The following is a 19,463-nucleotide window of genomic DNA, read 5'->3' as shown; positions in this document are numbered from 1 at the left end:
CGTCGCAGAACCAAATCTAGTGAGTCTCAAACAGCGTGGTCACAGAACCGTTCTCGAAAATCTCGTGGATGGTGCGAGCCAGCAGCGGGGCGATGGACAGCACAGTGAGGTTGTCCCAGCCCTCGGTGGACTGCGGCAGGGTATCGGTGGTGATGACCTCGACAGCGCCGCACTCGGACAGGCGCTCGCGAGCCGGGTCGGAGAAGACACCGTGGGTACAGGCAATAACCACGGACTTGGCGCCGGCCTCCTCCAGTACGCGGACCGCGCCCGCGATGGTGCCACCGGTGTCAATCATGTCATCGAGCAGGATGCAGTCCTTGCCCTCGACGTCACCGACGACGCGGTTGGACACCGTCTTGTTGGCTTCGGTGTTAGAGCGGGTCTTGTGGACGAAGGAGAGTGGGGCATCGCCCAACTCGTGTGCCCACTTCTCTGCCACCTTCACGCGGCCGGCATCGGGGGAGACCACGGCCAAGTTGTCCATCGGGTACTTGGACTTGATGTAGTCGGTCAGGATCGGCATGGCGTGCATGTGGTCGACCGGGCCATCGAAGAAGCCCTGAATCTGGTCGGTGTGCAGATCCACGGACACGATGCGGTCGGCACCGGCAGCGGCGAGCAGGTCCGCCACTAGGCGGGCGGAGATAGGCTCGCGGCCGAGGTGCTTCTTGTCCTGGCGCGCGTACGGGTAGAAGGGCAGGATGGCGGTGATGCGCTTAGCAGAGCCGCGCTTGAGCGCATCAATCATGATGAGCTGCTCTACCAGCCACTTGTTGAGCGGCTGGGTGTGGGACTGCATCACGAAGCAGTCAGCACCACGGACGGACTCCTCGAAGCGAATGAAGATCTCACCGTTGGCGAAATCGCGGGCGGTGGTCGGAACCAGATCGGTCTTGAGCTCCTTGGCCACAGCCTCAGCCAACGCCGGGTGAGCGCGCCCGGTGAAGAGCATCATGTTCTTGCTGCTGCCGGTAACCTTGCCAGTCATCAGTAGATATCCCTTTACTTGTCGTTAGTTAGTGGTCTGATCGTCAGCCTGGGCGTCCTGTGCCTTGTCGGCGGCTTCCGCTGCCGGCGTGCCCGGACGCTTCTTTTGCACCCAACCTTCGATGTTGCGCTGCTTGCCGCCGGAGACCGCGAGCGCTCCCGGGGGAACGTCGTCCTTAATTACTGTACCCGCACCGGAGTAGGCGCCATCACCGACGGTGACGGGGGCGATGAACATGGTGTCCGATCCGGTGCGCACGTGGCTGCCGATGGTGGTGTGGTGCTTGTTGACGCCGTCGTAGTTGACGAAGACGGAAGAGGCACCGATATTCGAGTAATCACCCACGGTGGCATCGCCGATGTAGGTCAGGTGCGGCACCTTGGTGCCGCGGCCAATCTGCGCCTTCTTCGCCTCGACGAAGCCGCCCAGCTTGCCCTCTTCACCCACGATGACGCCCGGGCGGATGTAGGTAAACGGGCCCACCTGAGCGTTGGTGCCGATGACGGAGTCGAAGCCGTGTGTGCGCACCACGCTGGCGCCAGCGCCCACCTGCATATTGGTCAGGGTGGTGTCGGGGCCCACCTCAGCACCATCGGCGATGGTTGTCGCACCCCACAGCTGGGTATTGGGGTGAATGACAACGTCCTGGCCAATGGTCACGTTGACGCCGATCCAAGTGGTATCGGGATCGACGATGGTGGCGCCGCCGCGCATGGCTTCCTCGACCACACGGCGGTTGAGAATGCGACCGGCCGCGGCCAACTGCACGCGGTCATTCACACCGGAGAGCTCCTCCGGATCGACAGCAACGTGCGCGCCGACGCGGTGGCCTCCCTCGCGGGCGATCTCCAGCACATCGGTGATGTAAAGCTCGCCCTGGGCGTTGTCGGAGTTGAGCTTCGTCAAGGCGTCGCGAAGCACGGCTCCATCGAAAGCAAAAACGCCGGAGTTGACCTCGCGCACCGCGCGCTGCTCCTCGGAGGCATCCTTTTGCTCCACGATGGCGGTGACCGATCCATCCTCGGCGCGCAGCACGCGGCCGTAACCGGTGGGATCCTCCAGGGGCATGGACAGCACGGTCACGGCGTTGCCTTGGCCGGTGTGGGTCTCGTGCAGCTGGCGCAGTGTCTCCGGGCGCAGAAGCGGAACGTCACCGTTGGTCACGATGACGGTGCCGTCGAAGTCAGGCAACGCACTCAGGCCGCACTGGACGGCGTGACCGGTACCGTTCTGCTCTTCCTGGACGGCCTGGGAGACCTCGCAGTCCAGCTCCTCGGAGATGGCATCGACGGCAGGGGAGACCTGGTCGCGCTGGTGGCCCACGACGACCACGAGGTGCTCCGGGTTCAAGCCAGCGGCTGCGTGGAGGGCGTGGCCGAGAAGTGACCTCCCGCCAATCTCATGCAACGTCTTTTGGGTTGAGGATTTCATGCGGGTACCTGCGCCTGCGGCAAGGACGATGGCGGCGCAGTTCGTTACTTCAGCCACGAGTGTGTGCTTCTCCTGTGATTGGGGATGTCAGGACTTACTTTTTTCATCATAACGCCTGCGTTCTATTTTTCGCGTGAGACCTCCGGAAGTGCCCGGGCACGCCAGGCGCCGAGCAGACCGATGCAGGCCAAGAACAGAATGGCTGCCGAGGGACCAGCCAGCGCGATCACGGCGGAGATGCCGCCAATCACGAGGAGAATGACACCCATCATGGTGTTTGCAGCCCCGACGTAGCGGGTGCGCTTGTCTTCGCCAGCCATGTCCACCACATAGGTCTTGCGCGCCACGCGAATGGCAGTGTGCGCCAGGTTGACCAGGAAGAAACCGAGAGGCAATGCCCACATGCTTACCGCTGCCGGCGCCCACGCGGCACACGCGACGATGCCCAGCAGGATGATCGCTGCGGCACCCGCACCCCAGGACATGACCAAGCGGGAGGACTTATCCGAGAGCACGCCGGATACACGGCCACCCACGAGGCTGGCCAAGCCCGAGGCCAAGACGAAGCCGCCGAGCCCGCTCAAAGCCTGCGAACCGATGCTCTGCGAAAGCACCACGATAAAGGAGGTGGACAGGGCAGACACCAAAAGCAGGGCACGAACGTTGACGAAGCTGCGGAAGCGGGAATCCTGGGTGTATAGCTTCCAGGTATCCGTCCACCAGCTGCGGTTCAGGCCTTTCTGACCGGCGTCATCCGGCGCCGGCTCCTCGATGGTGCGGAAGACTGCTGCCGCCAAGAACCACGTGGCCGCACCGATGGCCAGCAACGCCGCCAAACCCCAGCGCGGGAGCTCGCCCAGCACGGCGAGGATGCCACCGGTAATCAAGGTGACCGCGCCGCCGAGCTGCGTGGCCCGGCCGGTCACTACTCCGCGGTGGCCCTTGGAGATGGTGCGGCCCTGCACGTCTTTGCCGGTCAGCGAACACAGCGCGCGCAGCACGGCGAGAGCTGCCAGGGCGAGGCAGACGATGAGGCCGAGGAGGGGGCCGTCGACAAGCACCGCAGCCGCCGCGATGATCGCCGCGCACAGACCCTGGCCCACCGAGCCCAGCACCCACAGGCGTTTGCGTGCTGGATGGGACACCACCCACGGGGTCAGCGCCGCCTGCGGGAGCATGGAGCCGGACTCGCGCAAGGGGACCAGTAGGCCCGTGAAGAAGCCCGGCACCCCGGCCACGCTAAACAGCCAGGGTAGGACCGTCTTTCCGGAGAGCAATTGATCGCCCACTCCCTGCAGGCCATTCGACCAGACGAAGCGGCGGGCATTGGCGGACTCTTCGGACGGTGAGGAGCCGTGGGGAGATGCTGAACGCGAAGCCATGACTGTGATCTTAAGCCCGGCTCGCTCCAATCCGGGGTCTAAGGTTCACCTGATCTCTATCCTGGGAGGCATGTCTATCTCCGCTCGCCCTACAGTATCCCGCCGTATTTTTGTCCAGGGTTCCGTGCTGACTGTTGCCGGTGCCGCCGTGATGGGGTTGAGCGCCTGCTCCACTTCGGGGTCGAAGAATCAACCGGAGCCGCTGGGCTACGACGGCGAGCCGCGTGCCCTGCCCATCCCGCCCGTGGAGGAAGGGGAGGTCGTCGACGGCACGCGCGTATTCAAACTCACCGCCCAGGACGGCTACTCGGAGATCCTCCCCGGCAACGACCGCACGCGGACGTGGGGCTTCAACGGCGCCTTCTTGGGCCCCACTCTGCGGGCTCGGCGGGGCGAGAAAGTCCGCGCGGAAATCACCAACGACCTCATTGAGATGACCACGGTGCACTGGCACGGCATGAAGCTTCCGGCCTATTCGGATGGCGGCCCGCACTCACCGATTGAGGTGGGCAAGACCTGGAAGCCCGAGTGGGAGATCATCCAGCCCGCGGCCACGCTGTGGTACCACCCGCACCCGCACATGGCCACGGCCACGCATGCCTACCGCGGGCTGGCGGGCATGTTCCTCATCGGTGACGATGTGGCCGATGACCTGGACCTGCCGCAGGACTACGGTGTGGACGACATCCCGGTAGTCATCATGGATGCCAAGTTCACCGACGATGGCCAGATTGATGAAAAGAGCGATAACACTCTGGGCCTTCTGGGCACCACGCCTCTGGTCAACGGCATCACCAATGCGCGCTTCGACGCCACCACGCGCCGGGTTCGCTTGCGCCTGCTCAACGGTGCTTCGATGCGCTTCTACACACTGGAGCTCAGCAACGGTCCCTTCCACGTCATCGCCACGGACACGGGGCTTCTCGACGCCCCCGTGGAAGTCGACTCCCTCTTCCTCGGCCCCGGCGAGCGCGCCGAAATCATCGTGGACTTGGAGCCCGGCAAGGAAGTCCAGCTGCGCTCGGTGCCGCGCAAGGATAATTTTGGGGTGCCCAAGGACAAGGACGCGGCCGACTTCGGCTTCCAAGATTCCTTCGACCTGCTCACCATTTCCGGGCCGGCGGAAAACGCCTCGGAACCACCCGCCCTGCCGGCAACCCTTGACCCCGCCGCGGCGGAGACCCCGTCCACGGAGGGGCTTGAAGAGCGCGAGTTCGTGCTCAACACCTTCATGATCAACGGTGAGCAGATGGACATGGCACGTGTGGATACCGTCATCGATCACGAAGCCCCGGAAATCTGGACCGTGACCAATGAGAACTCTGACTGGCCGCACAACTTCCATATCCACAACGCCCGCTTCAAGGTTCTGGAGTGGGACGGCGACGAGAAGATGGATGTGTTCAACTCCGGCTGGAAAGACATTGTCAACCTTCCGCCGAAGGTCACCGCACGCCTGCTGGTGGAGTTCGGTCACTTCCCGGATAAGACCATCCCGTACATGTACCACTGCCACATGCTGCTGCATGAGGACGAGGGAATGATGGGGCAGTACGTCATGGTCAACAAAGGCGAGAAGCCCGACGTGCGCGTCAAACCCGCCGCCTTAGTCTTCGACCAAACCGCCACCGCCCACTCCGCACATGCCGGCCAAGTGGTGGACTCCTCCCGCAGCCCCTATGCGACGCCGGAGGCGAAGGCCTAACCGTTCACGATTCTCTCGTAGGCACGGCCTGCTAGCGGTGTAGACGGTTTCGATGTTTGCAAAAGTGCAGACCTGGAAGTGCAGATCTGCTGGTCGTCGACAAGCAGTGCGTTGGCGCTTCACGACGCCCACCTGCGTGAATGCACTTCCAGGTCTGCACTTTTGGAAACGGTGGCCGTCAAGGGCGCCTGAGTAAGGCACTTTGAGGCGGCACGGGGGTAGCAATAATGAACTGCAACAAATTCACTATCGTTATGTGAGTAGTGCGCTAGGGTCAGTATCTGTGATTCAGGACGTCGACCCGCTCATCCATTCCCTGTACCAGGTCTTTGACCTCATCGGTGTGGTGCTCAACGGCATTATTGGTGGCACCATTGCACGCCGTAGGGAATTCGACATTATTGGTTTCGTCTTTCTGGCGCTCTTTTCGGCGCTGGCTGGCGGCATGATCCGTGACATGCTGATCTCTCATGGCCCAGCAGCCGCTATCTCTGATCCGTGGTATCTCACTCTGGCATGCGTGGGTGCGCTTATTGCTTTCTTGATGGATCTAAAAGGCAAGGTCTGGGAGATCTTCCTTGAGCACGCGGATGCTGTCATCTTGGGTGTGTGGTGCACGACTGGCTGCGTGAAGGCGCTGGCCTACGATATGCCATTTATTGCCTGCGTCTTCTTAGGTGTTCTGACCGCAGTGGGTGGCGGAATGGTGCGCGATGTTGCTTCCGGGCAGATTCCCTCGGTCTTTGGCGGCAGCCCGCTGTATGCCGTGCCGGCGGTACTTACCGGAATCGTGATGGCTTCCTTCGCACACTTCGATAAGTTTGCCCTCGGTATGATCGTCTCGCCCTTCGTGGGCTTTGGCCTGGCAGTTACGGCGTATTGGCGCGGGTGGGTGCTTCCGCGAGCAGGTGTAGCGCCCCTGAATTACACTGCGGCGCAGGTGGCATCGATCGCGCGGAGAGCCGAAATTAGGGGTTTTCGGCGTGGCCGCAGAAAACGTAAATAGGTTCTCGCGGGATTTGAACCTATCACTTGCGCAATACGGTCAGTTCCACGCAGCCCCCGAAGGCTCTCGTCCAGCGCTTTCTCGATATGTTCCTTCGCTTTTCTCCATACGTGTCATCGCACCGTCGAACCATGTACGGTGCCCGGGGCGCGCAGCTGCCCGCCTCGCTGCTCGGTCCGCAATAGTGCTTTCGGACTATGATCTTTACGCCGCTTAACCTGCTTCTCGATCACCTCTCGGGCGACTGCCACCGCGTGATGATCATGTGTCTTAGGAGTGCCCGATTAATCAATTTAATCCTCACCCCGTTTCAAGGTCTTGATTTCGGCTTCTAGAGCTTTCATGTCTATTTCGTTGACCTTAGAATCGAGTTGGGGTTGGTAAGCATCCCATTCTTCCTCGGCTTTGTGTACTGCCTGCTCGTGTTTCCTCTTCCCATATCCTTTGAGGACTTCGCGTTCGTTGAAGATGAGCCAGGCTTCCGTTTTTCCACCCAATCCTTCAAGAGCATGGTTTTCCCATCTCGGCTTGGTCTTCTGCATAGTCCAAATACATTGTGGTGAGCCTGCGCATACGCCTAGCTTCGTCTTCGTTAAGGAAGTTTTTCGCAATGCCCATGTCGCTTTTGTGGGGGCGATTCTCCGCCCCACGTCGTGAGCCCGGCGTATGGCTTAGTGTGGTCTGCGCGTTCCCAGATTAGCTCTGCTGCGGTTCGGCCGTGGGGGCGAAGTGGAGTCTGTTTTGAATCCCTGCGAAGAATTGTTGGACTTCTTTAAATGATTTCTTTTCCTGGTAGTCAGCGCTGGTTGCGGCTATGACGTCACAGATTTTGCGGAAAAATTGGCGTTCGGAGACCCGAATCTCTCGAATGGTTTCAAGTAATTCGTCGAAGTGGGTGTCAGCACCATCGTTTTTGAGTTTTTGAGCGTCGATGGCAAAGCCTTTGGTGAGGTATTCCCGTAGAACTTCTGTGGCCCATTTTCTAAATTGCGAGCCGCGTGGACTTCGTACGCGGTAGCCAACGGCGAGAATCATGTTTAGGTTGTAGTGATTAACGGACCTGGTTTGACCTGGTACTTTCAAAAGTTGTTTGAAAGTAGCTTCTGCACCTAATTCGCCTGAGCGTGTGATTGACTGAATATGGTGCGAGACGGAAGCTGTGGTGACGTCGAAGAGATCGGCCATCTGCTTCTGGGTGAGCTAGGCGTCGTTGTCTTTTAGTTGGAGTCTTACGTGTGCTTTACCATCTTGGGTGGGGTACATAGCGACTTGGTCGGGGGTAGTCACTGGTATCCTCTCCTCGATTTTCTCGTTCTTCCTGCTTGTTCAGTGACGAGTCGGCAGCGAATTTGTCCGGCTCGTGGTCAAGCTCGCGGACAGCACTGTCATCCTCATCCTGCAGTGAAACAGAGGCACCGGACATGGGGGTCAAGATACGGGATATCTTCACGTTCGACCACGTGGTCAAAGGTTTCTGCTCAGTGGGCGAGTATATTATTGATGCGGCGCGCTACATCTGCGATTACCTGTTGGTCTGTAAGTGCCCGGAGCGGTTTCCACAGGTTCCGAAGTATCGCCAGCGCAAGAACCCGCCACCTGCATGGAAACAGGTAGACGGGCTGTGCGAATTGGCTTCCCCACCAGGACTCGAACCTAGAATGACGGTACCAAAAACCGTAGTGTTGCCGATTACACCATGGGGAAACTGCGCACACTGTAGTGAGCGCTGGGGGACATGTTACCTGACGGGTGCACACGAGACCTAAACAGGTGGCCGACCTTCGCGTTGCTGCCGGCGCTCTTGGCTGGTGAGGGCGATGTCCGGTGGGGGAGATACAGTAGAAGGCATGGTTCGACAAAGGATGACCGGGCGTGAGCGCCGAGAGCAGTTGATCTCCATTGGGCGCGCGGCCTTCGCGGAACGCGGCTTCGATGGTGCCAGCGTGGAAGACATCGCCGCGCGCGCCGGCGTGTCCAAGCCGGTGGTCTATGAGCACTTCGGCGGCAAGGAAGGCCTGTACGCCGTCGTCATCGACCGTGAGCTCGTGGCACTGGAGAAGGTCGTCACGGAATCACTGCAGACGGGTTCGTGGCGCCAGCGCATCGAGCAGGGCGTGGTGGCACTGCTGACGTACGTGGAGGAGGAGACCGATGGTTTCTTAATCCTCGTGCGTGACTCCAAGCCGGGGGAGGAGCGTAGCTTCTCCACGCTGTTGAACACGGCGGTAAATCAGATTGCGCACATCCTCGGTGAGGCCTTCGAACACCGCGGTCTCGACCCCGAGCTGTCGGTGCTCTACGGCCAAGCGCTCGTCGGCATGGTGGCCACCACGGCCCAGTGGTGGCTAGATGAACGCGAGCCTTCGCGCGAGACAGTCGCAGCGCACATCGTCAATTTGTGCTGGAATGGTCTTTCCGGCATGGAAGCAGCACCGAAGTTGAAGGGAGCCAAGTAGGTGGCAACGCCGATGCTGGGCGGGCTGCTCAAAGTAGCCGCCTCAGATCCGAAACTCAAAGGTCTCGCTACTCAAGTGGGCACACCGTCGCTGCACATCACGGGCATCGACCAGGCCCGCCCCTGGGCCATTGGAACGCTGGCGCACCACGCGCCGGTGCTGGTGGTGACTGCCTCCGGGCGTGAGGCGGAGGACCTCACCGCGGAGCTGGCAGCCATGCTGGGGGATAAGGTCGCCTACTTTCCCGCGTGGGAGACGTTGCCGCATGAGCGGCTGTCGCCGGCCCCGGATATCGTCGGCAAGCGCGCGCGTGTGCTCGACCTAGTGGGGGCGGGCAAAGCCCAAGTGGTGGTGACCTCTGCCCGCGGGTATTGCCAGCCTATCCTGAGCAAAGTGGAAGGCCGCGAGCCCATCTTCCTGAAGGAAGAAGCTGAGCACGAGCTCTCACATATCCTTTCGGAGTTGGAGTTTCGCGCCTACAAGCACGTGGATATGGTGGCCAAGCGCGGCGAGTACGCCACGCGCGGCGGCATCCTCGATGTTTTCCCCACCACCTCGGACTACCCGGTGCGTGTGGAGTTCTGGGGCGATGAGATTACCGATATCCGCCAGTTCTCCGTGGCGGATCAGCGCGCCATCCCGGAGATTGAGGTCGGCGAGGTCGCCATCTATCCCGCTCGCGAGCTGCCGATTACTAATGAGGTTGCCGCACGCGCCCGTGAGCTGGCTCAGAAGTTTGGCGGGAATGCGGCTCTGGCAGAACTGCTGACCAAGGTAGGCGAGCACATCCCTGCCGACGGTATGGAGGCGTTGCTTGCCGTGCTAGCCGACGACCCCTTTGTCACCCTCCCCGAACTCCTCACGGCGGGCACGCACGTGGTGCTCGTGGCACCGGAAAAGATCCGCACGCGCATTGCGGACCTGGAATCCACCGATGCGGAGTTCTTGGCTGCTGGCTGGGAGGCCGCCGCGATGGGCGCGGATGGTCCGCTGGCTGCCGAGGGCTTGGATACCTCGGCGTCGAGTTACCGCTCCTATGAGTCGCTTGAGGCGACGTGCCGGAATATCGAGGCCCCGCTGTGGACTTTTGCCCCGCCGGGGATGTTCGCCGCCGCTGAATCGGAGACTCTGCCGCTGGATTTTGAGCCCGGACCTACCCCACGCGGTGATATCTCAGAGATTGATGCGATGATGGCGCAGCTTCTAGCGCACACCACCGCTGGTGGGCGGGCTGCGTTTATTGCTCCTGCCCAGGGTGCGATCAAGCGCATGGTGGAGCGTTTCGCGGAGAAGGGGATTCCCACCAAGGTGGCCACGCCTGGGTGGGAGCCGAGCCCCGGCGAGGTCACCCTCTATCAGGCCTTGTCCCATGCGGGTCTGGTTTTCCCAAAGGTGCGCAAGCTGAAGGATGCTGAAGCGCTGCCGCTCGTGGTTATTACGGAAACTGATCTGACGGGTAACCGCGTCGGTGATATTGCGGGTGCGAAGCGTCGCCCAGCAAAGCGCCGCAACCGCGTGGATCCCCTCGCCCTGAAGCAGGGGGATTACGTGGTGCATGAGACCCATGGCATCGGCAAGTTCCTCAAGATGGCCGAGCGCACCGTACAGTCCGGTGATGAGACGTCGCGCCGCGAGTACATCGTGCTGGAGTATGCGGCGTCCAAGCGCGGTCAGCCGGCCGACCAGCTGTGGGTGCCCATGGATTCGTTGGATCTGTTGAGCAAATACACCGGCGGTGAGGCGCCGACGCTGTCCAAGATGGGCGGCTCGGATTGGAAGAACACCAAGAAGAAGGCGCGTGCCGCGGTGCGTGAGATCGCCGGTGAGCTGGTGGAGCTTTATGCCAAGCGCCAGGCAGCCCCTGGCCACCAGTTTGGGCCCGATACGCCGTGGCAGGCGGAGATGGAGGATAATTTCCCCTTCGTCGAGACTGAAGACCAAATGCTGGCCATCGATGCCGTCAAGCAGGATATGGAATCCACGGTGCCGATGGACCGCGTGGTCGTCGGCGATGTGGGCTATGGCAAGACCGAGGTTGCGGTGCGCGCGGCCTTCAAGGCCGTGCAGGACGGTAAGCAGGTGGCGGTCCTCGTGCCCACGACTCTGCTGGCGCAACAGCACGCCGATACCTTCCGCGAGCGCATGCAGGGCTTTCCGGTGGATATTGAGGTCCTCTCGCGCTTTACCTCGGCCAAGGAGTCCAAGGAGATTCTCGCCGGCTTGGCGGATGGTTCCGTGGACATCGTCATCGGCACCCACCGCCTGCTGCAAACGGGCGTGCAGTGGAAGAACTTGGGCCTCATCGTGGTGGATGAGGAGCAGCGCTTCGGCGTGGAGCACAAGGAGCACATCAAGGCGCTCAAAGCCAGCGTGGATGTGCTCACCATGTCCGCGACACCGATTCCACGCACCTTGGAGATGTCCATGGCGGGCATCCGTGAAATGTCTACGATTTTGACGCCTCCGGAGGACCGTCACCCGGTCCTGACCTATGTGGGCGCGTATGAGGATAAGCAGGTGGCAGCGGCCATCCGCCGCGAGCTGCTGCGCGACGGCCAAGTTTTCTTCATCCACAACAAAGTCGCCGACATCGAAAAGAAGGCCCGCGAACTGCGGGACCTGGTGCCGGAGGCGCGCATCGTCGTCGCACACGGCCAGATGAACGAGGACGTGCTTGAACGCACCGTCCAAGGTTTCTGGGACCGCGAGTTCGACGTGCTGGTATGTACCACCATCGTGGAGACCGGTCTGGATATCGCTAATGCGAATACCCTCATCGTGGAAAACGCCCACCACATGGGTCTATCCCAGCTCCACCAGCTGCGCGGGCGCGTGGGCCGCTCCCGCGAGCGCGGCTATGCCTACTTCCTCTACCCGAAGGGCGCCACGCTGACGGAGACCTCCTATGACCGTCTGGCCACCATCGCCCAGAACAACGATCTGGGCGCGGGCATGGCCGTGGCCATGAAGGACCTTGAGATGCGCGGTGCCGGCAACGTGCTGGGCGCGGAGCAGTCCGGCCACATCGCCGGCGTGGGCTTCGACCTCTACGTGCGCCTTGTCGGTGAGGCGGTGGAGACCTTCAAGGCGCTCGCGCGTGGGGAGACCCCCGTGGTCACGGACGAAGGGCCGAAGGAAATCCGCATCGACCTGCCGGTGGACGCCCACATCCCGGAGTCCTATATCAACTCCGAGCGCCTGCGCCTAGAGGTTTACCGCAAGCTCGCAGCCTCCAAAGACAACGCGGACCTGGCACACGTGGTGGAGGAAATGCAGGACCGCTACGGCCCCGTTCCGGAGCCGGTGGAACGCCTTCTCGCCGTGGCCCGCCTGCGCCACCAGGCCCGCCGGGCTGGGGTCAGCGACATCACGGTGCAGGGCACGCGCATCAAGGTCCACCCGGTGGAGCTGGCGGATTCGAAACAGGTACGCCTCAAGCGCCTCTACCCGGGCTCCAACTACCGTGCGGCGGCTAAAGCAATCCAGCTCAGCTTCCCCAAGGCAGGACGGAATGTCACAGACCCCAAGCTGCGTGACATTGAGCTGCTGCAATGGGTGGCGGATTTCCTAGCGTCGATGTTTGAACTCGAGCACGTTGACGTCAGTGGTGCTAAGACTAAGAAAAACGTCATTAGCGTAGGAGAGAAGTAATGGACGCCGCGAACAACCGCCTTGGCTATCCTCGGGCGAATCAACGGATCGTCATGGTGGCGGTGTGGATGTTCGCGGCGTTGATCAGCATCCCCGTCTCGCTGGTCATAAAGTTCAGCGGCGAGAACGGTGGTTGGCTCACCTTCATGTTGATGATGTTTGGGGTAATCCTGGTTGGTGTCTGGGTGTTGCTTGGGCTGCTGCCGCTCTTTATCCGCAGTGATTACGAGAGCAAGCTGGAGTGGGCGTGGGTGTCCATGGCCCTGGTGTTCATCGGCTTCATCCTGGGCAACGCCAACCTGCCGGATTTTGGAGATATCGGACCGGCCACCGTACCGACGTGGTGGTTTGGCAACGAGGAAGCGGCCACAATCACCGGCGGCATCCTCCTCGTTATCAGCGGCATCGGCCACGTGATGTGGCTCGCAAGCTGCATCACGTACGCGGTGCTCTCGCACCGCTCAGCACCTGAGGTGTTCTAGAGAACGAGACGCCCAGTGCCCAAGCCCCACACCGCGGCGACAGCGCCGACGATCACCAGCGCCACAACGCACCATTCGAAGGTGTTAAACACGCGCTCCTTCTTGTGCAAGCGTGTGGCCACGTAAGGGATCATGCTCGGGACCACAGCCAGCGCGCCAAGCAGCACGTAGACCGGGTCGGCGGCGTAAATGAGCCAGACGGAATAAATGAAGGCGACGAGGCCGATGTAGAGGTGGCGGCGGTTCTCACGGCGGCTCACCTCCGGGCCAGACAAGTCGAAGCGCACCCCGGCATGCGGGTGGGTTAGCCCCTTGCCGCGCACCGCCAAGAGCACCAGGTACAGCGAGGAGAAGATGTAAGGCAGCAGGTACATGATGGTGGCCAGCTGCACCATTGCGTTATAGGACGTCTCGTTGAGGAAGAAGACGATGACGAAGAGCTGAATCGTCAGCGTAGAAATCAGCTGCGCAACCCAGGGCGCGCCGGCGATGTTCACGGTGCCGATCTTGCGGGGGAGAAGACCATCGACAGCCATCATGACGATAGGCTCCGCGCACAGCATCTGCCAAGACACATAGGCACCAAGCACGGAAAGGCACAGGCCGAGGGAGATGAGCGCGCCGCCCCATTCACCGACCGCTGCGGTGAGCACGGAGGCCATCGAGTTATCCGGAAGCGCTGCGAGCTCTTCCTGGGTAAGGACGCCGAAGCTCAGCGTGGACACGGAGACCAGCAGTGCCAAGACGCTGATGAAGCCGATGACGGTGGCGCGGCCGACGTCGGCACGCGTGCGAGCCTGCTTGGAGTAGACCGAAGCGCCCTCCACGCCGATGAAGACCCACACGGTGAAGAGCATGATTCCCTGCACCTGCTCAAAGAGGGACTTATCAGAAGCCTTGCCCCAGATATCCAGGGTGAACTTGTCCCAGCTAAATCCCACGAAAGCGAGGATGACGATGAAGGCCAGGATGGGCACGATCTTGGCCACGGAGGTGACCATGTTCATGATGGCCGCCTGCTTAATACCGCGGGCCAGCACCGCAAAAATACCCCACGACAGCAAAGACACCGCAATGGCGGAAACCCAGCGGTGGTCGGCGTCAAAGAGGGGGACGTAGTGGCCGATGGTGTTGAAGAACAAGGTGGCGTAGCCCACCTGGGCCATCACGGAGCCCAGCCAGTAGCCCCAACCGGAGGTGAAGCCGATGAAATCACCTAAGCCGGCGCGGACATAGGAGTACACACCGGAGTCGAGGTGCGGCTTGCGGTGCGCCAGGATTTGGAAGACGAAGGCGACGGAGAGCATGCCCACGCCGGCGATGAGCCAGCCGATGAGCATGGCGCCCGGGCCGGCGACGGAGGCGATATTTTGCGGGAGAGAGAAGATACCCGCGCCCACCGTGGAACCGATGATGAGCGCGACAAGCGTCCACAGCGTCACGGAGTGCGTGCGCGGCGATTCGGTGAGATTGGAAGTGGTCATTGGTTAAAAATACCCCTTAAGGCGGGCTTTTGTGCAACTGCAGCGAAAGCTCATGGAACCCGGGACCTATACTCGTTGCTTATGACTGTCCTGTTGTTAGATCCGCGCTGGCCCACCCTAATCCCTCTGGAGGCCGTTGGAAAACTGCAGGGACCTGTTGTTTTTACCGATGAAGTACCGGTGAAGGTGCGGTGGAATTTCGACCAGCTCCTGTGCGGTGAGGATCCGGCAGGCCACGGTGTTGTGGTGAGCACAGATCCGTCCCACCCGCAGGTGCGCGCGCTTATCGACGCCCACGCGGAGCTCATCCTTGCCCCCTCCCTGGAGGAGCCGATGTGGCAGGCGCGCGAGGTGATGACGCGGGCCCGGCGCATCGGGGAGTGGGAGCGCGATCAAACCCATGAGAGCTTGCTGCCGTATCTGGAGGAAGAGTCCGCGGAGTTCGCCGAGGCGGTGCGGGAGCGCGCCTCTGAGGCCGAGCTGCTCAAGGAACTCGGTGATGTTTTCTTACAAGTCCTTTTCCATGCCGAGATAGCGGCGCGCCGCGGAGCTTTTAGCCTCGATGACGTCGCCATGTCCTTCGTCAACAAAATGCGCTCCCGCGCGCCCTACCTTTTTGACGGCACGGAGGACGTCGTGGAGGTAGAGGAGCAGGAGCGCCTGTGGGCCGAAGGTAAGGCCCGAGAAAAGGACTAGCCCTTCTGGATGATGGAGGACAGCAGAGGAGCGTAGTCGGTGAGCGTGGAGGACAGGCCAGTGCCGCCGGTGACGATGGTGTCTTCCTTAACGATCTTGCACTCGAGGGCGCGGTCAGCGGTCTGGCCGGAGTACTTCACAGCGGCGAGGGCCAGCGCGCCGAGGTCCTCGGAGTTGCCCAGAGCCATGAGGTTCTTCGACAGCTGGTTGCGGGTGGTGTCCGGGCCGAGCAGCTCGCCCTCGGTCGTCTGATCGATCAGCATCAGGGTGCTGCGGAGGGTGTTGCAGTCAGCATTCTGGATGCCCTGGGAAAGGAAGCCGCCCAACTCTTCGAGGGACGCGGCGGACGCGGTGGCGGGCACGACAGCACCCAGGGTGACAACAGCGGCAGCGGTGGCAGCGATACGACGGATGAACATGGAACTCCTTGAGATTGAAGAAAGGGCGTTGAAAGAACGTGCAGGACCGGCGTAGGCGCGGCGGACCGTTCATCGGTGCAGTGTAGCGCACAATGTTACGCATGGGAATAGTTTGACATAATTATCCAAAATATTTTTGCTTAGCTAGGTTCCTTTCGTCGCCAAGCGGCGCCCTCTGTGTCGGTCTAACCCACACGTGAAACCGTCTGTAGTATTCACCTTTATGACACAGGGGCTACGGAGGATTGGGGGCTGTGGCCTCGGCATTGTCTTGGCCATCATTCTGATCATTTCCCTGGTGGCGTGGAGTCTTTCCTTCCTTGATAAGCCTTCCCCGTTCCGGCAGCTGTCCCCCGTTCCGGAGGATCTTCCACCCGTCGGTGGGGCAGAAGTGCCCAATATTGACGTCGAAGCGCCAGGGCGCACCGCGGACAAATTGACGTGGTGGTCTGATCAGCTTGCCGACGCCACCAGCATCCCCGCCCAAGCTTTGCGGGCCTATGGCAACGCCGAATTGATCGCGCGGCAGTCGTGGCCGAACTGCAATCTGCGCTGGAATACCCTCGCCGGGATTGGCTGGGTGGAAACCCGTCACGGGACCTATAACGGCAACATCTTCCACCGTTCTTCACTCGATGAGAACGGTCACCCCGAGCCGCCCATCGTGGGCATCCCTCTCGACGGTACGAACAACACCACCCACGTTCCGGACAGCGATGGCGGCGTGTTTGATGGCGATACTGAGTTTGATCGGGCGGTAGGCCCCATGCAATTCATCCCGTCTTCGTGGGAGCATTTTGGTCGCGACGCCAACGGTGATGGCGTAGCCGATCCAAATCAAATCGATGATGCCGCGCTGGGCGCTGCCGCCTTGTTGTGTTTCGGCGATAGAGACCTTTCGACGCCGGAAGGCTGGCGCTCAGCCATCCTCAATTACAACCAATCCGAGGATTACCTGCGTAAAGTGGCCGCTGCGGCGAATTCCTATGCCATCGAACAGCCTGCGACGTCCTAGCGCCTTTCTAGATCTTTATCACGTTGTCCGTTTCCGCCCGACACGTTCCGAAGTTTTCTGGAACAATTGGCTGCAGGTGGTTTGGGAGCCCCTCCCAGAACACGAACCCAAGATCAATTTGGCTCTATAGGAGTGAAAGCAGCATGGCTGACATCATCCACGTAATGGCACGCGAAATTCTTGATTCCCGCGGTAACCCCACCGTTGAGGCTGAAGTATTCCTCGACGATGGAGCACGCGGTGTTGCCGGCGTTCCGTCTGGCGCTTCCACCGGTGTTCACGAGGCTCACGAGTTGCGTGACGGTGGTGACCGCTACTTGGGCAAGGGTGTTCTCAAGGCAGTTGAGAACGTCAACGAAGAAATCGCTGATGAGCTTGCCGGCTTTGAGGCCGATGACCAGCGCCTGATCGACCAGGCCCTCATCAAGTTGGACGGCACTGATAACAAGTCCCGCCTCGGCGCCAACGCCATCCTGGGCGTCTCCATTGCCGCTGCCAAGGCTGCTGCCGAGTCTGCTGGCCTGCCGCTCTACCGCTACGTCGGTGGCCCGAACGCTCACGTCCTGCCCGTTCCGATGATGAACATTCTCAACGGTGGCTCCCACGCTGACTCCGGCGTGGATGTCCAGGAGTTCATGATTGCTCCGATCGGCGCGGAGTCCTTCTCCGAGGCGCTGCGCCAGGGTACTGAGGTCTACCACGCCCTCAAGAACGTCATCAAGGACAAGGGACTGTCCACCGGTCTGGGCGACGAGGGCGGCTTCGCTCCGTCCGTCGAGTCCACCAAGGCTGCACTCGACCTCATCGTTGACGCAATCAAGAAGGCCGGTCTGAAGCCGGGCGAGGACATTGCTCTGGCACTCGACGTTGCTTCCTCCGAGTTCTTTAAGGATGGCAAGTACCACTTCGAGGGCGGCGAGCACACCGCTGAGGAGATGGCCAAGGTCTACGAGGATCTCGTTGCCAACTACCCGATCGTCTCCATCGAGGACCCGCTGCAGGAAGATGACTGGGAGGGCTACACCAAGCTCACCGCAGCCATCGGTGACAAGGTCCAGATCGTGGGCGATGACTTCTTCGTCACCAACCCGGCCCGCCTCCAGGAGGGCATCGAGAAGAAGGCAGCCAACGCACTGCTGGTGAAGGTTAACCAGATCGGCACCCTGACCGAGACCTTCGACGCCGTCGAGCTGGCTCACCGCAACGGCTACCGCACCATGATGTCCCACCGTTCCGGCGAGACCGAGGACACCACCATTGCTGACCTCGCGGTTGCCCTCAACTGCGGCCAGATCAAGACCGGTGCCCCGGCACGTTCTGAGCGCGTGGCCAAGTACAACCAGCTGCTGCGCATCGAGCAGGAGCTCAGCGACGCAGCCGTCTACGCCGGCCGCTCCGCATTCCCGCGCTTCCAGGGCTAGTTTCTAGGAGTAGCCGGGAACCGGCCACTCGCTGAGATAGCGTCTAAGCGAAAGGTGTCACAGGAAACTGTGGCACCTTTTTTCGTCGGGGTGGCCTCCATAGCGCTGTGACGCATGTTATTTCTGAGACACGACGCGCGCCGCGCACCACCTGGGCTGTAGCGGGATACAATGACTTCCCGATGGCACGCACTACTTCTTCCCGCACGAAGCGCCGGAACACCGTTCCGGTCCACACGCGTGCCCGCGACGCGCAGCGCACCAAGCCGAAGAAGAGCCCGGCCCAGCCTAAGGGGCTCGACATTCTGGGAGTGGGCGTCATTATCGCCGTCGTGCTCATAGTCCTCTTATCCATTGCCGTTCCGCTGCGCAATTACTACCATGGCCAGTCGGAGATAGCGCGCCTGGAAAGCTCTATTGCCGCCAAGCAGGAGCAAAAGGAAAACCTCCTCACCGAGATTGATAAGTATCGATCCGAGGAATACGTCAAACAAGAAGCACGTCGTCGCTTCGGTGTGATGGATGAAGGAGAAACCGCGTTCCGCATCATGGATCCGCGGATGGACTCAGGCGATACGGTGACCTCGGAACGCCGCGAGGACGTCGACGAGCGCGCGTGGTACACGGTGCTGTGGGATTCGGTGTCACAGGATGCTGAGACCCCACCGAACACTGAAACCCCACCGGAAGCGGAGAACCCGCCGGAAGACTTAGTCGAAGCTCCTGCTGAATAGGACGCACCCGCGCCTCCGTGTCACAATGGTTCCTATGACCGTGACCGATGCTGATCTTGAAGTCGTCCGCGAACAATTGGGCCGCACTCCGCGCGGCGTCGTGGACATTGCTTACCGCACCCCCGACGGAGCTCCTGCCGTGATTAAGACGGCGCCTAAGCTTCCCGACGGCACTCCGTTTCCTACCCTCTATTACCTCACTGATCCGCGCCTGACCGCCGAGGCATCGCGCCTTGAAGTTGCCCACGTCATGAAATGGATGGAGCAGCGTCTCGCGGCGGATGAGGACTTGCAGAAGGACTACCAGGCAGCGCACGAACACTACCTGGAAACCCGCAATGCCATGGAGGACTTGGGCACTGATTTTTCCGGTGGCGGCATGCCTGAGCGCGTTAAGTGCCTCCACGTGCTTATTGCTTATGCCTTGGCAGAAGGCCCGGGCCGGGTGCGCTTTGGCACCGAGGCCGTCGCGATGGCTGCAGAACACGGTAAACTCCGGGGAAGCGCCATCCCGGAGGATTGGCCCACCGTGGGGGACCTGGGCATTGATATGACCCAGTTTGATTTTTCTAACGCCGGTTAAGAGAAAG

The 19,463-nt window shown here is 61.1% G+C and carries 16 protein-coding genes, 1 tRNA gene and 1 pseudogene; 10 read left to right on the top strand and 8 right to left on the bottom strand.

All coding sequences use genetic code 11. From position 1 onward, the window contains the following. Positions 1 to 16 precede the first annotated feature (16 nt). From HMPREF2932_RS00485 to HMPREF2932_RS00475, 3 genes are all read right to left on the bottom strand, one after another. Positions 17 to 991 carry a ribose-phosphate diphosphokinase gene (locus tag HMPREF2932_RS00485; RefSeq protein ID WP_049154279.1) on the bottom strand — a complete coding sequence of 325 codons (975 nt, stop codon included), beginning with the start codon at positions 989 to 991 and terminating at the stop codon, positions 17 to 19. Positions 992 to 1,015: 24 nt separating this feature from the next. Then, positions 1,016 to 2,479 (bottom strand): bifunctional UDP-N-acetylglucosamine diphosphorylase/glucosamine-1-phosphate N-acetyltransferase GlmU, encoded by a 1,464-nt coding sequence (glmU, locus tag HMPREF2932_RS00480; RefSeq protein WP_071409365.1) that lies wholly within the window; start codon positions 2,477 to 2,479, stop codon positions 1,016 to 1,018. Between the two features lie 65 nt (positions 2,480 to 2,544). Further along, the gene (locus HMPREF2932_RS00475) at positions 2,545 to 3,804 is read right to left on the bottom strand and encodes an MFS transporter (RefSeq protein WP_071409364.1); all 1,260 of its coding nucleotides are present in this window, start codon (positions 3,802 to 3,804) and stop codon (positions 2,545 to 2,547) included. Between the two features lie 70 nt (positions 3,805 to 3,874). Between HMPREF2932_RS00475 and HMPREF2932_RS00470 the strand changes: the two genes are divergently transcribed. Together HMPREF2932_RS00470 and HMPREF2932_RS00465 are read left to right on the top strand one after the other, a co-directional pair. Then, positions 3,875 to 5,509 (top strand): multicopper oxidase family protein, encoded by a 1,635-nt coding sequence (locus tag HMPREF2932_RS00470; protein ID WP_070510522.1) that lies wholly within the window; start codon positions 3,875 to 3,877, stop codon positions 5,507 to 5,509. A 286-nt stretch (positions 5,510 to 5,795) separates the two neighbouring features. After that, positions 5,796 to 6,515 (top strand): trimeric intracellular cation channel family protein, encoded by a 720-nt coding sequence (locus HMPREF2932_RS00465; protein WP_246818597.1) that lies wholly within the window; start codon positions 5,796 to 5,798, stop codon positions 6,513 to 6,515. A 293-nt stretch (positions 6,516 to 6,808) separates the two neighbouring features. Here the strand turns inward: HMPREF2932_RS00465 and HMPREF2932_RS13755 are convergent, their stop codons facing one another. From HMPREF2932_RS13755 to HMPREF2932_RS00450, 3 genes and pseudogenes are all read right to left on the bottom strand, one after another. Continuing rightward, positions 6,809 to 7,057 (bottom strand): DNA-binding protein, encoded by a 249-nt coding sequence (locus HMPREF2932_RS13755; protein ID WP_070754594.1) that lies wholly within the window; start codon positions 7,055 to 7,057, stop codon positions 6,809 to 6,811. Then, positions 7,017 to 7,550 (bottom strand): annotated as a pseudogene (rhuM, locus tag HMPREF2932_RS13665) (RhuM family protein). The gene HMPREF2932_RS13755 and the pseudogene rhuM overlap by 41 nt, the downstream one beginning before the upstream one ends. Before the next feature lie 594 nt (positions 7,551 to 8,144). Then, positions 8,145 to 8,219: transfer RNA gene (locus HMPREF2932_RS00450), tRNA-Gln, on the bottom strand. 143 nt (positions 8,220 to 8,362) lie between these two features. Between HMPREF2932_RS00450 and HMPREF2932_RS00445 the strand changes: the two genes are divergently transcribed. From HMPREF2932_RS00445 to HMPREF2932_RS00435, 3 genes are read left to right on the top strand one after another with little or no spacing between them, the layout of a single operon-like run. Then, positions 8,363 to 8,971, top strand: a complete 609-nt coding sequence (locus tag HMPREF2932_RS00445) for a TetR/AcrR family transcriptional regulator (RefSeq protein WP_046648318.1) — start codon at positions 8,363 to 8,365, stop codon at positions 8,969 to 8,971. Between the two features lie 12 nt (positions 8,972 to 8,983). Next, positions 8,984 to 12,622, top strand: a complete 3,639-nt coding sequence (gene mfd, locus HMPREF2932_RS00440; protein WP_070510324.1) for a transcription-repair coupling factor — start codon at positions 8,984 to 8,986, stop codon at positions 12,620 to 12,622. Further along, positions 12,622 to 13,104, top strand: a complete 483-nt coding sequence (locus HMPREF2932_RS00435) for a hypothetical protein (protein WP_046648319.1) — start codon at positions 12,622 to 12,624, stop codon at positions 13,102 to 13,104. Before mfd ends, HMPREF2932_RS00435 begins: the two co-directional genes overlap by 1 nt. Here HMPREF2932_RS00435 and HMPREF2932_RS00430 read toward each other — a convergent pair. After that, on the bottom strand, positions 13,101 to 14,588 hold the full coding sequence (locus tag HMPREF2932_RS00430) for an amino acid permease (RefSeq protein WP_049155530.1): 1,488 nt from the start codon (positions 14,586 to 14,588) through the stop codon (positions 13,101 to 13,103). The two genes, HMPREF2932_RS00435 and HMPREF2932_RS00430, sit on opposite strands and share 4 nt — an antisense overlap. A gap of 81 nt (positions 14,589 to 14,669) precedes the next feature. On the opposite strand from HMPREF2932_RS00430, the gene HMPREF2932_RS00425 reads away from it, so the two are divergent. After that, positions 14,670 to 15,284 (top strand): MazG nucleotide pyrophosphohydrolase domain-containing protein, encoded by a 615-nt coding sequence (locus tag HMPREF2932_RS00425; protein WP_046648321.1) that lies wholly within the window; start codon positions 14,670 to 14,672, stop codon positions 15,282 to 15,284. Here HMPREF2932_RS00425 and HMPREF2932_RS00420 read toward each other — a convergent pair. Continuing rightward, positions 15,281 to 15,703 (bottom strand): hypothetical protein, encoded by a 423-nt coding sequence (locus HMPREF2932_RS00420; RefSeq protein ID WP_070701628.1) that lies wholly within the window; start codon positions 15,701 to 15,703, stop codon positions 15,281 to 15,283. The two genes, HMPREF2932_RS00425 and HMPREF2932_RS00420, sit on opposite strands and share 4 nt — an antisense overlap. A 223-nt stretch (positions 15,704 to 15,926) precedes the next feature. Between HMPREF2932_RS00420 and HMPREF2932_RS00415 the strand changes: the two genes are divergently transcribed. The 4 genes from HMPREF2932_RS00415 (at position 15,927) to HMPREF2932_RS00400 (ending at position 19,456) form a co-directional block, all read left to right on the top strand. Next, positions 15,927 to 16,718: a lytic transglycosylase domain-containing protein gene (locus HMPREF2932_RS00415; RefSeq protein ID WP_049155526.1), complete on the top strand. Its 792-nt coding sequence runs from the start codon at positions 15,927 to 15,929 to the stop codon at positions 16,716 to 16,718. Positions 16,719 to 16,861: 143 nt separating this feature from the next. Next, the gene (gene eno / locus HMPREF2932_RS00410; protein WP_049155525.1) at positions 16,862 to 18,139 is read left to right on the top strand and encodes a phosphopyruvate hydratase; all 1,278 of its coding nucleotides are present in this window, start codon (positions 16,862 to 16,864) and stop codon (positions 18,137 to 18,139) included. Between the two features lie 182 nt (positions 18,140 to 18,321). Next, positions 18,322 to 18,873 carry a septum formation initiator family protein gene (locus tag HMPREF2932_RS00405; protein ID WP_070701630.1) on the top strand — a complete coding sequence of 184 codons (552 nt, stop codon included), beginning with the start codon at positions 18,322 to 18,324 and terminating at the stop codon, positions 18,871 to 18,873. Between the two features lie 34 nt (positions 18,874 to 18,907). Continuing rightward, positions 18,908 to 19,456, top strand: coding sequence for a DUF501 domain-containing protein (locus HMPREF2932_RS00400; RefSeq protein WP_046648324.1), 549 nt, complete (start codon positions 18,908 to 18,910; stop codon positions 19,454 to 19,456). Positions 19,457 to 19,463 lie beyond the last annotated feature (7 nt).

The organism is Corynebacterium sp. HMSC074H12 (assembly GCF_001813755.1).
Lineage (GTDB): Bacteria > Actinomycetota > Actinomycetes > Mycobacteriales > Mycobacteriaceae > Corynebacterium > Corynebacterium hiratae.
The sequence above is the reverse complement of the archived record's forward strand: the minus strand, read 5'-3'. Positions and strand labels throughout refer to the sequence as shown.